Origin of the sequence: Pseudomonas aestiva (genome assembly GCF_039908605.1) — a bacterium.
GTDB classification, from domain to species: Bacteria; Pseudomonadota; Gammaproteobacteria; order Pseudomonadales; family Pseudomonadaceae; genus Chryseomonas; species Chryseomonas aestiva.
In genome coordinates, this window is record NZ_CP150916.1 from 4,552,819 (window position 1) to 4,565,391 (window position 12,573).

12 protein-coding genes and 1 tRNA gene are annotated in these 12,573 nt (G+C 66.1%); 6 read left to right on the forward strand and 7 right to left on the reverse strand.

The annotated features are described in order from the left end of the window. The first annotated feature begins 50 nt into the window (after positions 1–50). The gene (locus AABM56_RS21090; RefSeq protein ID WP_133861953.1) at positions 51–1,178 is read left to right on the forward strand and encodes a multifunctional CCA addition/repair protein; all 1,128 of its coding nucleotides are present in this window, start codon (positions 51–53) and stop codon (positions 1,176–1,178) included. 245 nt (positions 1,179–1,423) lie between these two features. On the opposite strand, the gene folK is transcribed toward AABM56_RS21090, so the two are convergent. Together folK and folB are read right to left on the reverse strand one after the other, a co-directional pair. Next, positions 1,424–1,957 (reverse strand): 2-amino-4-hydroxy-6-hydroxymethyldihydropteridine diphosphokinase, encoded by a 534-nt coding sequence (gene folK, locus AABM56_RS21095; RefSeq protein WP_133861954.1) that lies wholly within the window; start codon positions 1,955–1,957, stop codon positions 1,424–1,426. Continuing rightward, positions 1,954–2,307 carry a dihydroneopterin aldolase gene (gene folB / locus AABM56_RS21100; RefSeq protein ID WP_133861955.1) on the reverse strand — a complete coding sequence of 118 codons (354 nt, stop codon included), beginning with the start codon at positions 2,305–2,307 and terminating at the stop codon, positions 1,954–1,956. The genes folK and folB overlap by 4 nt, the downstream gene beginning before the upstream one ends. 110 nt (positions 2,308–2,417) lie before the next feature. Here folB and plsY point away from each other — a divergent pair, with 110 nt between their 5' ends. Next, positions 2,418–2,987, forward strand: coding sequence for a glycerol-3-phosphate 1-O-acyltransferase PlsY (plsY, locus tag AABM56_RS21105; protein WP_263259357.1), 570 nt, complete (start codon positions 2,418–2,420; stop codon positions 2,985–2,987). Positions 2,988–3,032: 45 nt separating this feature from the next. Here plsY and tsaD read toward each other — a convergent pair whose 3' ends face one another. Further along, complete coding sequence (tsaD, locus tag AABM56_RS21110) at positions 3,033–4,058, reverse strand: tRNA (adenosine(37)-N6)-threonylcarbamoyltransferase complex transferase subunit TsaD (protein WP_263259356.1); 1,026 nt, start codon at positions 4,056–4,058, stop codon at positions 3,033–3,035. A 205-nt stretch (positions 4,059–4,263) separates the two neighbouring features. Between tsaD and rpsU the strand changes: the two genes are divergently transcribed. From rpsU to AABM56_RS21130, 4 genes are all read left to right on the forward strand, one after another. After that, on the forward strand, positions 4,264–4,479 hold the full coding sequence (gene rpsU, locus AABM56_RS21115; RefSeq protein WP_007159750.1) for a 30S ribosomal protein S21: 216 nt from the start codon (positions 4,264–4,266) through the stop codon (positions 4,477–4,479). A gap of 163 nt (positions 4,480–4,642) precedes the next feature. Further along, entirely contained in the window at positions 4,643–6,550 is a 1,908-nt protein-coding gene (dnaG, locus tag AABM56_RS21120; protein WP_133861958.1) for a DNA primase, read from the forward strand. A gap of 76 nt (positions 6,551–6,626) precedes the next feature. After that, a complete protein-coding gene (gene rpoD, locus AABM56_RS21125) occupies positions 6,627–8,480 on the forward strand; it encodes an RNA polymerase sigma factor RpoD (RefSeq protein WP_187980515.1) in 1,854 nt (617 codons plus the stop codon). Between the two features lie 105 nt (positions 8,481–8,585). Continuing rightward, positions 8,586–8,662, forward strand: a tRNA-Ile gene (locus AABM56_RS21130). A 66-nt stretch (positions 8,663–8,728) separates the two neighbouring features. Here the strand turns inward: AABM56_RS21130 and AABM56_RS21135 are convergent. The 4 genes from AABM56_RS21135 to AABM56_RS21150 all read right to left on the reverse strand — a co-directional run bounded on the left by AABM56_RS21135 (position 8,729) and on the right by AABM56_RS21150 (position 12,498). Then, on the reverse strand, positions 8,729–9,310 hold the full coding sequence (locus AABM56_RS21135; protein ID WP_133861960.1) for a DUF4337 domain-containing protein: 582 nt from the start codon (positions 9,308–9,310) through the stop codon (positions 8,729–8,731). 64 nt (positions 9,311–9,374) lie between these two features. Next, complete coding sequence (locus AABM56_RS21140) at positions 9,375–10,628, reverse strand: acyltransferase (RefSeq protein ID WP_263259355.1); 1,254 nt, start codon at positions 10,626–10,628, stop codon at positions 9,375–9,377. Between the two features lie 161 nt (positions 10,629–10,789). After that, positions 10,790–11,668 (reverse strand): SMP-30/gluconolactonase/LRE family protein, encoded by an 879-nt coding sequence (locus AABM56_RS21145; RefSeq protein ID WP_133861961.1) that lies wholly within the window; start codon positions 11,666–11,668, stop codon positions 10,790–10,792. 11 nt (positions 11,669–11,679) lie between these two features. Further along, the gene (locus AABM56_RS21150; RefSeq protein WP_133861962.1) at positions 11,680–12,498 is read right to left on the reverse strand and encodes an NAD(P)-dependent oxidoreductase; all 819 of its coding nucleotides are present in this window, start codon (positions 12,496–12,498) and stop codon (positions 11,680–11,682) included. Positions 12,499–12,573: the final 75 nt, after the last annotated feature.

Genomic DNA, 12,573 nt, shown 5'->3' on the forward strand with positions numbered 1-12,573 from the left:
CGAGCCAGGCTTTCGGGCTATCCTAGACCTCCGCAAGGAGGTCTTTTTCTATGCAAATCTATAAGGTGGGCGGCGCCGTGCGCGATCGCCTGCTCGGCCGGCCGGTGACCGAAGTCGACTGGGTCGTGGTGGGCGCCACTGCCGAGGCCCTGGCTGCCCAGGGTTATCGTCCCGTGGGTGCCGACTTCCCGGTGTTCCTGCATCCCCGGACCGGCGAGGAATACGCCCTCGCCCGTACCGAACGCAAGAGCGGGCGCGGCTATGGTGGCTTCACCTTTCACGCCGCACCCGACGTCACCCTGGAACAGGATCTGATCCGCCGCGACCTGACCGTCAACGCCATGGCCGAAGACGACGATGGCCAGGTCATCGACCCCTATGGCGGGCGCGCGGATCTTCAGGCACGCCTGTTGCGCCACGTCTCGCCTGCCTTCGCCGAAGATCCATTGCGGGTGCTACGCGTTGCCCGTTTCGCCGCCCGCTATTGCAGCCTGGGTTTCCAGGTGGCGCCCGAAACGCTGCTGCTGATGCAGGAGATGGTCGCCAGCGGCGAGCTGGATGCCCTGACCGCCGAGCGGTTGTGGAAGGAAATCTCGCGCGCCCTACTCGAAGAGCGGCCCGATGTCTTCATCCGGGTGCTGCACGATTGTGGCGCCCTGACTGCGCTGCTGCCGGAGGTGGCTGCCGGGTCCGCTGGCGAGCAGCCAGAGCCGGGCGCCCGGGTCTATGCCACCCTGCGCCAGAGCGCCGAGGTCCAGGCCTCGCTGAGCGTACGCTGGGCCTGCCTGTTGCTGGACGTACCGGAAGAGCAGCACGCGGCCATCAACGCCCGCCTCAAGGTCCCGCGTGATCCCGCCGAGCTGGCATTGCTGCTGGCACGTCATAGACCCACGGCCCTACGGGCCCGGCAGCTGACGCCGGAGGCCTGGTTCGAGCTGCTGCAGGGTTTCGATGTGCTGCGCCGCCCGGCGCGCTTCGAGGAATTCCTCCAGGCCTGCGCCTGTGCGGCGGCAGTCAGGACCGAAGAAGGCGAGCCACCGCTGGCCTTGCTGCGTCAAGCAGCCGAGGTGTTGCGTGGAGTCGAGGTCCAACCCCTGGTCGCCCAGGGCTTCAAGGGCGCGGCTCTGGGCGAGGCGCTCAAACAGGCCCGCATCGACGCCCTGGCCCAGCTTTCGTAAGTTGGCGCTGAGCACAGCGCAGCTCTTCCCCAGCGACCCTCACCCCAACCCTCTCCCTGAGGGAGAGGGGGTTGTCCGAGCGAAGCGGAGCCTGTGTGAGAGCCGTAGCGTGGAAAACGGCGCAGCCTTTTCCACTGGGGAGCCTTCGCGAGGCGTGCCCTCACCCCAGCCCCTCTCCCAAAGGGAGAGGGGGGAAGAGCTCCCGTAGGTTGGGTTGAGCGCAGCGAAGCCCAACGACCGCCGCGCTATACCCGATCGGCGTTGAGCAGCGTCGCCGGTGTCAACTCGACATCCTTCCAGCGGAACGCCACCGGCCGCAGCACCTGAGTGGTCTGGCCACGCATCTCCTGCCACAGCTCTTCAAAGCGCCGACCGTTGTCCGGATGCCGCCGCTCGCCGGCCAACAGGGCCAGCGGCCAGAGCACGAAGGCGTTGCGCAGGATCTCGGCGCGCGGCAGGGTCAGGCCGGCGAACTCGCCGGTCAGGTCGCCATGCAGCAGGATGTCGATGTCCAGCGGCAGGCCCTGGCGATCCGGCGCATAGCGACCGCTGCGGGTTTCGATGGCCTTGAGTCTCTGACTCAGGGCCGCCGGGTCGAGCGCCGTGTCGCCCGCCACCACCAGATTGAAGAAGGGCGCGCTGCGGATACCCACGGCTTCGCTTTCGAAGACCGGCGAGCACTGCATGGCGGTCAGCAGCGTCGCGAGCTCGTCCAGGGCCATGCCCAGGTGCTGCTCGCGCTGGATATTGCTGCCCAGCCCCAGATAGACCCGAGTCACGCCTGCCCCCGCTCGATCTCCACGCCCACGCCACGGGCGGTCGGCACCGCGCCGGGCTTGGTGATGCGCAGGCGCAGCCAGGGCAGCTTGAATTCCGCCTGCAACAGGGCGGCCAGGCGCTCGGCAAAGGTCTCCACCAACTCGAAGGCGGTCTCGTGGGCGAAGACGGTGATGCGCTCGGCCACCGCCGCATAGTTCAGGGTGTGTTCGAGTTCGTCGTTCGCCGCCGCCGCGCGGATATCCCAGCCCATGGTGAGATCGATGCGCAGGCACTGGCGGATGTCACGCTCCCAGTCATACACCCCTATCACGGTGTCGACCTCGAGTCCCTCGATGAAAACCTTGTCCACTGCCTTTGCCTCGCACCTTTGCCGTGCTCTGTGTGATCGTCACCGCCGGCCTATCGTCGGGCGGCGGGCTGTCGGTAGAATCGAGCCTTCTCCTGGCGCGGAACCCTACCATGTTCTGGCTGCTGCTCCTGCTGGCCTATCTGCTGGGCTCGCTGTCCTTCGCCGTGCTGCTCAGTCGCCTGTTCGGCACCCGCGACCCGCGTCACGACGGCTCCGGCAATCCCGGCGCCAGCAACATGCTGCGCCTGGCCGGGCGCAAGCTGGCGCTGCTGACCCTCGCCGGAGACCTGAGCAAGAGCCTGATTCCCGTGCTCATCGCCCAGCAGCTGGGGCTTTCGCCCCTGCAGCATGCCTGGATCGGGCTGGCCGCCGTGGTCGGCCACCTCTATCCGCTGTACTTCCATTTCCGCGGCGGCAAGGGCGTCGCCACCGCGGCCGGGCTGCTGCTCGGCCTCTATCCACCGGCGGCCCTGCTGGGGCTGGTGCTCTGGGCTGCGGTGTTCGCCAGTCTGCGGATCGCCTCCCTGGCATCGCTGGTAGCCGTGCTCGGCATCCTGCCGCTGTTCGCCTGGCAACGTGCGGATCTGCTGGCGCCCATGCTGCTGCTCGCCCTGCTCATCCTGATTCGCCACCGGCACAATCTGCGCGCCCTGCGCCAGGGCACCGAACGTCATTTTTGACCCTGGCGTCTCCCGGGGATTACCCGGCGACGCCCTTCGCCCGTCTCAGAGCGCCGCCAACTGCTCCATGGGCCAGCGTGCCTTGACGGCGATGGCCGGACCTTCCTGCTGACCAGCCAGCAGGCGCTGGCAACCGGCGTAGGCGATCATGGCGCCGTTGTCGGTGCAGAAGCGCGGCCGTGCATAGAAGACCTGGCCGCCCAGCTCGCCGAGCATCTGCTCCAGGTTCTGCCGCAGCGCCCGGTTGGCACTGACGCCACCGGCGATCACCAGCGACTTGAGCCCGGTCTGCTTCAGCGCGCGCTTGCACTTGATCGCCAGGGTCTCGACCACCGCCGTCTGGAAGGCCAGGGCGATGTCGCAGCGGGTCTGCTCGCTGTCGTCACCGGCCGCCCGGCAGCGCTGCCAGGTGGTGAGGGTAAAGGTCTTGAGGCCGCTGAAGCTGAAGTCCAGACCAGGCCGATCGGTCATGGGCCGCGGAAAGACGAACCGCCCCACGACGCCACGCTCGGCCAGACGGGCGATCTCCGGTCCACCGGGATAGCTCAGGCCCAGCAGCTTGGCGGTCTTGTCGAAGGCCTCACCGGCGGCATCGTCCAGGGACTCGCCCAGCACGCTGTAGCGGCCGATGCCATCGACCCGCACCAGCTGGGTATGGCCACCGGACACCAGCAGGGCGACGAAGGGGAATTGCGGCGGCTGCTCTTCGAGCATGGGCGCCAGCAGATGACCTTCCATATGGTGGACGCCCAGGGCAGGCACGCCCCAGGCCAGCGCCAGCGCCTGGGCGCAGGCCGCACCCACCAGCAGGGCGCCGACCAGGCCGGGGCCGGCGGTATAGGCGATGGCGTCCACGTCCGCGGGACGGCTGCCCGCCTCTTCCAGCACATCGCGGATCAGCGGCAGCATGCGCTTGACGTGATCGCGCGAGGCCAGCTCCGGTACCACGCCACCGTAGACGCGATGCAGATCGATCTGGCTGAACAGCGCATCGGCCAGCAGGCCGCGCTCGCTGTCGTAGAGGGCGACGCCGGTTTCATCGCAGGACGTTTCCAGTCCCAGAACACGCATGGAGATAAGCCTTCGAGGGTATAGAATGTCAGGCTGCGCATGATAAGCGCCGCTTCCGGCACCGGCCAGCGCTTTTCGTCCGCCGGGGGTTGGCAGCGGGGCAGTTGAAGCGTTACTATCCGCAACCCTTAAAAACCGACGCTTCCCGTGCCCTTTTGCCGCTAGCGTTGGATTAAACCTCGGTAAATTTGAAGGTACGACCTGGATGCCCAACGTCAAAGTCAAAGAAAACGAACCCTTCGACGTAGCGCTGCGTCGTTTCAAGCGTTCCTGCGAGAAGGCCGGTGTACTGGCCGAAGTTCGTAGCCGCGAGTTCTACGAAAAGCCCACCGCCGAGCGCAAGCGTAAAGCTGCCGCCGCGGTCAAGCGCCACGCCAAGAAAGTACAGCGCGAGCAGCGCCGTCGCGAGCGTCTGTACTGAGTTACCGCGCTTCTCTGGCGTCATCAAACAACCCGACCTCTGGTCGGGTTGTCTGTTTCTGGCCTTCCCGCTTCGCCCAGGCGCCCGCTGGCGCTAGACTCTCCTCCTGGCCATCTGGCCTGCCTCACCCTCCGCTCTTCGCTCCTCTATCCAGACGCTGACCATGGCCGGACTCATCCCGCAAGGCTTCATTGACGACCTGCTCAACCGCACCGACATCGTCGAAGTGGTGGGCGCACGGGTGAAGCTCAAGAAGGCCGGCAAGAACTGGATGGCCTGTTGCCCCTTCCATAACGAGAAGACACCCTCCTTCAGCGTCAGCCCCGACAAGCAGTTCTACTACTGCTTCGGCTGCGGCGCCGGCGGCAACGCCCTGGGCTTCATCATGGACCACGACAACCTCGAATTTCCCGAGGCGGTCGAGGAACTGGCCAAGAAGGCCGGCGTGGACGTGCCGCGCGAAGAGAGCGGCGGGCGGCGCAAACCGCGGCAACCCACCGACTCGCCGCTCTATCCGCTGCTGGCCGCGGCCGCCGAATTCTATCGCCTGGCGCTGCGCAACCATCCCAAGCGCCAGGCGGCGGTGGACTACCTGAAGAAGCGCGGCCTCACCGGCGAGATCGCCCGGGACTTCGGCCTGGGCTTCGCCCCGCCGGGCTGGGACAACCTGGGCAAGCACCTGGGTGGCGACGACCTGCAGCAGAAGGCCATGCTCGATGCCGGCCTGCTGGTGGAGAACGCCGAGAGCGGCAAGCGCTACGATCGCTTTCGCGACCGGGTGATCTTCCCGATCCGCGACAGCCGGGGCCGGGTGATCGCCTTTGGTGGCCGGGTACTGGGCGACGACAAGCCCAAGTACCTCAACTCGCCGGAAACCCCGGTCTTCCACAAGGGCCAGGAACTCTACGGCCTGTTCGAGGCACGCAAGCACAACCGCGACCTGGACGAGATCCTCGTCGTGGAAGGCTACATGGACGTCATCGCCCTGGCCCAGCAGGGCATCCGCAATGCCGTGGCCACCCTGGGCACCGCCACCAGCGAAGAGCACATCAAGCGGCTGTTCCGCATCGTGCCGAGCATCCTGTTCTGCTTCGACGGCGACCAGGCCGGCCGCAGCGCCGCCTGGCGCGCCCTGGAATCGGCCCTGCCGGTGCTCAAGGACGGCTTCCGGGTGCGCTTCCTGTTCCTGCCCGAAGGCGAGGACCCCGACACCCTGGTGCGCGCCGAGGGGGCGGATGCCTTCCAGGCGCGCTTCGTCCAGCAGGCCCAGCCGCTGGCCGAGTATTTCTTCCAGCAACTGATGATCGAAGCGGACCCGGCCACCCTGGAGGGCAAGGCGCACCTGGCCACCCTGGCGGCGCCGCTGATCGAGAAGATTCCCGGCAACAACCTGCGCCTGCTGATGCGCCAGCGCCTGAGCGAACTCACCGGTCTCGGCAACGACGCCCTGAGCCAGCTGGCACCGTCCGCACCGGCGCAGGATGCGCCACCCATGGACTATGGCGACTACGCCTACGCCTATGCCGAGGAAGCGCCGGCGCAGCAGCAGTGGACGCCACGCCGCGAGGGCAAGGGCGGGCGCGATGGCAAGGGCTGGAAAAAGGATTTCAACGGCAAGGGCGGCGGCGAACGGGCACCCCGCCAGCCACCGGTCAAGGTGGAGACCCCGGTGCTGGCCGCGCTGCGTAGCCTGCTGCACCACCCGAATCTGGCCCAGGCGGTACAGGACGCCCGCAACCTGGCGGAGGAAAGCGATCAGTACGCCCAGCTGCTGGTCGCCCTGGTCGAGGCGCTGCAGAAGAAGCCGGGACAGAGCACTCTGGCGCTCATCGCCCGCTGGCACGGCACCGAACAGGGGCGACTGCTGCGCGCCCTGGCGGAAAAAGAGTGGCTGATTGCCGGCGACAACCTTGAACAACAGTTTTTCGACACCATAACGAGGTTAGCCGCCAGCCAGCGTGATCGCTCGCTGGAGCAACTCCTACGCAAGGCGCGACAGAGCGAACTGAGCTCCGAAGACAAGGACCGCCTACGCGAACTCCTCAGCCGTCCGGCGGGGTCCGTGACCTAACTGGCACGACCACCGTCTAACCGGCTATAATGTTCAGCTATTTTTGCCCGCCTAAGCCTTCAGTGGAAGGGTACCTATGTCCGGAAAAGCGCAACAGCAATCCCGTCTGAAAGAATTGATCGCCCGCGGTCGTGAGCAGGGTTACCTGACTTACGCGGAGGTCAATGACCACCTACCGGAGGATATTTCAGATCCGGAACAGGTGGAAGACATCATCCGCATGATCAATGACATGGGGATCAACGTATTCGAGACCGCGCCGGACGCTGATGCCCTGCTGCTGGCGGAAACCGATACCGACGAAGCCGCCGCCGAAGAAGCCGCCGCCGCCCTGGCCGCAGTGGAAAGCGATGTCGGCCGTACCACCGACCCGGTGCGCATGTACATGCGTGAAATGGGTACCGTGGAGCTGCTGACTCGCGAAGGCGAGATCGAGATCGCCAAGCGCATCGAGGAAGGCATCCGCGAAGTCATGGGCGCCATCGCCCAGTTCCCGGGTACCGTCGACTACATCCTCAGCGAATACACCCGCGTGACCACCGAAGGCGGTCGCCTGTCCGACGTCCTCGCCGGCTACATCGATCCCGACGACGGCAGCCTGCCGAACGAGAGCGAGGTCCTGCCCGTCCCGAACAAGGCTACCGATGCCAAGGCCGTGGACGACGAGAAGGACGACGAGGAAGAGAGCGACGACGCCGACGAGGAAGAAGGCGACGGCGGTCCGGATCCGGAAGAGGCTCGCCTGCGTTTCGGCGCAGTCGCCGAGCAGCTGGAAAAGACCAAGAAGGTGCTGAAGAAGCACGGCCGCGACAACGACCACGCTGTGGAAGAATTCGTCGCCCTGGCCCTGCTGTTCTCGCCGATCAAGCTGGTGCCCAAGCAGTACGAAGCCCTGGTGATCCGCGTGCGCGAATCCCTGGAGCGGGTGCGTGGCCTCGAGCGCGCCATCATGCAGCTCGCCGTGCGCGATGCGCGCATGCCGCGTGCCGATTTCCTGCGCCACTTCCCTGGCAACGAGACCAACACCGAATGGACCGCCGGCCTGCTCAAGGGCAAGCCTAAGTACGCCGAAGGTCTCGAGCGCTTCCAGGCCGACATCAAGGCCAAGCAGGCCCAGCTGGCCGAGCTGGAGCGTGACTACGAGCTGAAAGTCTCGCAGATCAAGGACATCAACCGCGCCATGTCCATCGGCGAGGCCAAGGCCCGCCGCGCCAAGAAGGAAATGGTCGAGGCGAACCTGCGCCTGGTGATCTCCATCGCCAAGAAGTACACCAACCGTGGTCTGCAATTCCTCGATCTGATCCAGGAAGGCAACATCGGCCTGATGAAGGCGGTGGACAAGTTCGAATACCGCCGTGGCTACAAGTTCTCCACCTATGCCACCTGGTGGATTCGCCAGGCCATCACCCGCTCCATCGCCGACCAGGCGCGCACCATCCGGATTCCGGTGCACATGATCGAGACGATCAACAAGCTGAACCGGATCTCCCGCCAGATGCTGCAGGAGATGGGTCGCGAGCCGACCCCGGAAGAGCTGGGCGAGCGCATGGAGATGCCCGAGGACAAGATCCGCAAGGTACTCAAGATCGCCAAGGAGCCGATCTCCATGGAGACGCCCATCGGCGACGACGAGGATTCGCACCTGGGCGATTTCATCGAGGACAGCTCCATGCAGTCCCCGATCGAAGTGGCCACCAGCGAAAGCCTCAAGGAAGCCACGCGCGACGTGCTCTCCGGCCTCACCGCCCGTGAAGCCAAGGTCCTGCGCATGCGTTTCGGCATCGACATGAACACCGACCACACCCTCGAGGAAGTGGGCAAGCAGTTCGACGTCACCCGCGAGCGTATCCGCCAGATCGAAGCCAAGGCCCTGCGCAAGCTGCGCCACCCGTCCCGCAGCGAACACCTGCGCTCCTTCCTCGACGAGTAAGACGTAGCCGCTGCACCAGAAAACCGGAGCCCAGGCTCCGGTTTTTTTATGCCCGACAAGGGTTTGGCGATCCCCGCCACCCCCGGTATACTCCACCGCGCTATAGGGCCTATAGCTCAGTTGGTTAGAGCAGAGGACTCATAATCCTTTGGTCCACGGTTCGAGTCCGTGTGGGCCCACCAGCTTTCAGGAGCCGCGCGTTGCGCGGCTTTTTTGTGTCTGCAAATCGCTCTTCACGCTTTGGGCACTCAGACGTGCAAAAGCGCCAGTATCCCAACCGCGACCCCTCCCCCTGCCACCCCATACACCGCGGCCTGCAACCAGCGCCGTCGCGTCAGCAGGGTGATGGCGGCCAGGGAGATGGCGACCTGCATCAGCATGGTGGCCTGGGCCCAGCGGTGATGGCGGTGGAGCTGGGTTTCGCTCAGGGCTTCGTTGGCCATGACCTTTTCCTCCAGTGCTTCGGCCTTGGTACGGATCTCGGCCTTTTGCTGAGCGTAGCGCTGGCTGTCCTGGGTGAAGCGTTGGGCGGTGTCGGGGTTGGTCGCGAGGGCAGCGCCCAAGTCGGCGAGGTTCTGCTTTTCGCCCTTGGCCTGGTAGTAGCCCCACTGGTTGGCGGCTTCTGTCTTGGCGATGGCTTCTTCGTTCTTGTAGTAGAGCGCCAGGCTCTCGGCGTTGCCGCCCTGGTAGGCGCAGAGGGCGCCTAGCGTCGCCAGGATGGCGGTGGTGACGGCGATGCGGCCGGTGAGGCTGTCGCGGCGATGGGCGCCGCGGGCGGCGTGTTCCACCTCGTGGTCGTGGGGGCCGTGGACTTCGTATTCGCTGGACAAGACTCAGCTCCGCTGCGGATTCCTGCGGCGAGGCTAGCCCAGTCGGCTTAAGGCCTTCTTAAGACTAGGGCAGCCGCGCCTGCAGCCAGCGGCGCAGCGGACCGGCCACCCAGCGCTGCATGGCCAGGCCGAGCAGGACGATGAGCACCAGGTGCAGCGGCAGCATCCAGCCGGGAATGGGGATAGGCAGCGCCAGCACCTCGCCGACGTCTTCGGCCAGGTCTTCGAGGCTGTCGCCGGCCAGGTGCATCCAGCCCAGCAGGGTGCGGGTCCAGGGTTCGAGCACGCCGATCAGTGGGGTGTGGACGGCGAAGATGCACAGCGAGGCCTCGCCGAGGCGCTGGGCCAGGCGGCGCACGCCGGCGCGGCCGGGTTCGCCGAAGGTGGCGCAGGCCAGCAGCACCGCAGCCTGGAAGGGCGTCAGCAGGCCATTGTGGACCAGGTAGAACCAGCGGCGGCCATCACCCTCCAGCAGCAGGGCGCCCAGCCAAAGGCCGGTCAGGCCGAACAGCAGCAGCGGCACGCGCAGGCGCTGGGTCGTCTCGGCTACCCAGGGCTCCTGCACGGCGCGATAGAGGAGGATGCCGAGCAGGAATTCCGGCAGGCGGATCAGCGGATTGCGGTGGATGACGCCCACGGTGACGGTATCGAAGGCCTGGGCCCAGGTGGCCACCAGCGGGCCGAGCAGATAGAGCCCCCAGAGCACGGCGGCAGCCAGGGCCCAGCGACGCAGGCGCATCAGTCGCGGGCCGAGCAGCGGGAACAGCAGGTAGAAGAACAGCAGCGCCGAGATCGACCAGGCGGCGCCGTTGAGCCAGAGAAAGCGCGGTTCCCAGGATTGCAGCAGGAGCAGTTGCAGGAGCACGTGGGTAGTGGCGGCCAGCCAGGACAGCGGCAGCATCTCGTCCAGCGTGCTGCCCTCCTCCAGCTGCAGATAGGGGTGCTGGTTGTAGTAGACCGGCACCCCGTGTTCCAGCCAGGAATCCTGGGACAGCCAGTAGGACAGCCCTAGCGCGACCAGCAGGGTCAGCAGGTGGATGGGATAGAGGTTGCACAGCCGCCGCAGGACGAAGCCACGGGAGCTGCCCTTGAGCGCGCCCTGGCGATCCAGGCTGACGTGGGCCAGCAGGAAACCGGAGAGCAGGAAGAAGGTGCTGGTGGCGAAGAAGCCCATGCCGGCCAGGCGGCGGAAGGCATCCGGCAGATCGCTGTAGAGCCCGCCCAGGTGGTAGACGACCATGTACAGCGCCATGAGGAATCTCAGCCATTCCAGGCCGTAGTAACGGGCAGTGGGGCGGCTTGCGGTTGAAGAGGTCATGGCGGCGGTTTACGGCGGATAAGATCTGATTATAAGCCGCCTGGGCGTGAGCCCTGCCGATGTTCATGACAAAAGCATGACAACCGATTTCCCAAGGTTGCCATGCACCGCTCAGGACGCCGCAGTCCGAAAGTCCTGCCGTGTCTTAAACCGGGACCGCTTCAGCCGGCGAAGGCAGGCTCCGGCAACCCCTGCACGCCGGGGTCCAGGGCGAACAGACCACCCGCCAGCGGCTGATCGCTCAGATCGCCACCCGGACGGATGGAGGTCACGAACAGGGTGTCCAGGTTGCGTCCGCCAAAGGCGCACATGGCCGGCTTCTTGACGGGCACGGCCAGGGAGCGATCGAGGCGGCCGTCGGGCGTGAAGCGATGTATCAGGCCGGCATCGTTGCCGCAGATCCAGTAGCAGCCGTCGACATCCACCGCGGCGCCGTCGGGCCGGCCGGGATGGGCGTTCATGTCGACGAACAGTCGCCGATTGCTGGGTGTGCCCGAGTCGGGATCGTAGTCGAACGCCCAGATCAGCTGGCGGCTGGGATGGGAGTCGGACAGATAGAGGGTGCGACCATCGGGGCTCAGGGCCAGGCCGTTGGGCACGATGAGGTCGTCCAGCAGCAGCCGGGCGCCGTCGCCGGCCGTATGGCTGTAGAGGCGCCCAGCCGGGGCGCCCTGCGCCATGTCCTGCACCATGGTGCCCACCAGGAAGCGGCCCTGGCGATCGCAGCGACCGTCGTTGCATCGCATCGCCGGCTGGGCATGGTCGAGAGCGATCAGGCGCTCGCCGCTGAGTTGGCCGGACGCCTTGGCCTGCAGGGCGAAGAGGCCGCTTTCCAGGCCGGCGAGCCAGCCGCCGCCTGCACGGGCGGCGATGCAGGCGAGCATTTCCGGCGCGCTCCAGCTGTCCAGCACATCTGTCGGGGTCCAGCGATGCAGCCGTTTGGCCGGGATATCGACCCAGTAGAGCGCCTGTTCGGCAACGTGCCAGACCGGGCACTCCCCTGTGGCGTTGCGGGCATCGACGAGCAATTCGGCAGTCATGGCGGCCCTCCTCAGTCGTCGAAGGGACCGGTGGCGACGAAGGCACCACCCTGGTAGACCATCGACGGATCGTCCGCCGCCGGCATGGGCTGGGCCTCGACCTTGGCGCGGAATTGCTCGGAGTTGTCCTTGGGCTGGAAGCCCAGGTGCGCGGCCAGGCGGTTGTCCCACCAGCTGTCGCGATTGTCGGAGGCGCCATAGACGATGGTGTGGCCGACGTCGGGGGTGGTCAGGCTGCGCAGGATGAGATCGGTCAGGTCTTCGTAGCTCAGCCAGGTGGCGAGCATGCGGCGATTCTGCGCCTCGGGGAAGGAGGAGCCGATGCGGATGCTCACCGTCTCGATGCCATAGCGATCGAAATAGAAGGTCGCCAGGTCTTCGCCGAAGGCCTTGGACAGGCCGTAGTAGCTGTCCGGACGCTGGGGCACGCTGGCGTCGATGCGCTGGTCCTGGCGATAGAAGCCGATGACATGGTTGGAGCTGGCGAAGACGACGCGCTTCACCCCATGACGCCGTGCGGCCTCATAGAGGTTGAAGGTGCCGCGGATATTGGCTTCGAGGATGGGTTCGAAGGCGTGCTCGGTGGAGATGCCGCCAAAATGCAGGATGGCATCGACGCCTTCCACCAGGTCATGGACGCCAGCCTTGTCCGCCAGGTCGCAGGTCACCACCTCTTCCGCTGGTCCCTGGGCCGCATCCATCGGCGCGATGTCGGACAGCCGCAGGATCTCGGCATGGGGCTTGAGCCGCTGGCGCAGCTCCTTGCCCAGGCCGCCGGCAGCGCCGGTCAGCAGCAGACGATGAAAAGGTGACGAGGAGACTTCGGACATGAGCGGGCGCCTTCTTATGGAGTTATCTGGCAAGAGGTACGACATCCCACCTCTTTTCGCGATTCTCGCGGGCGC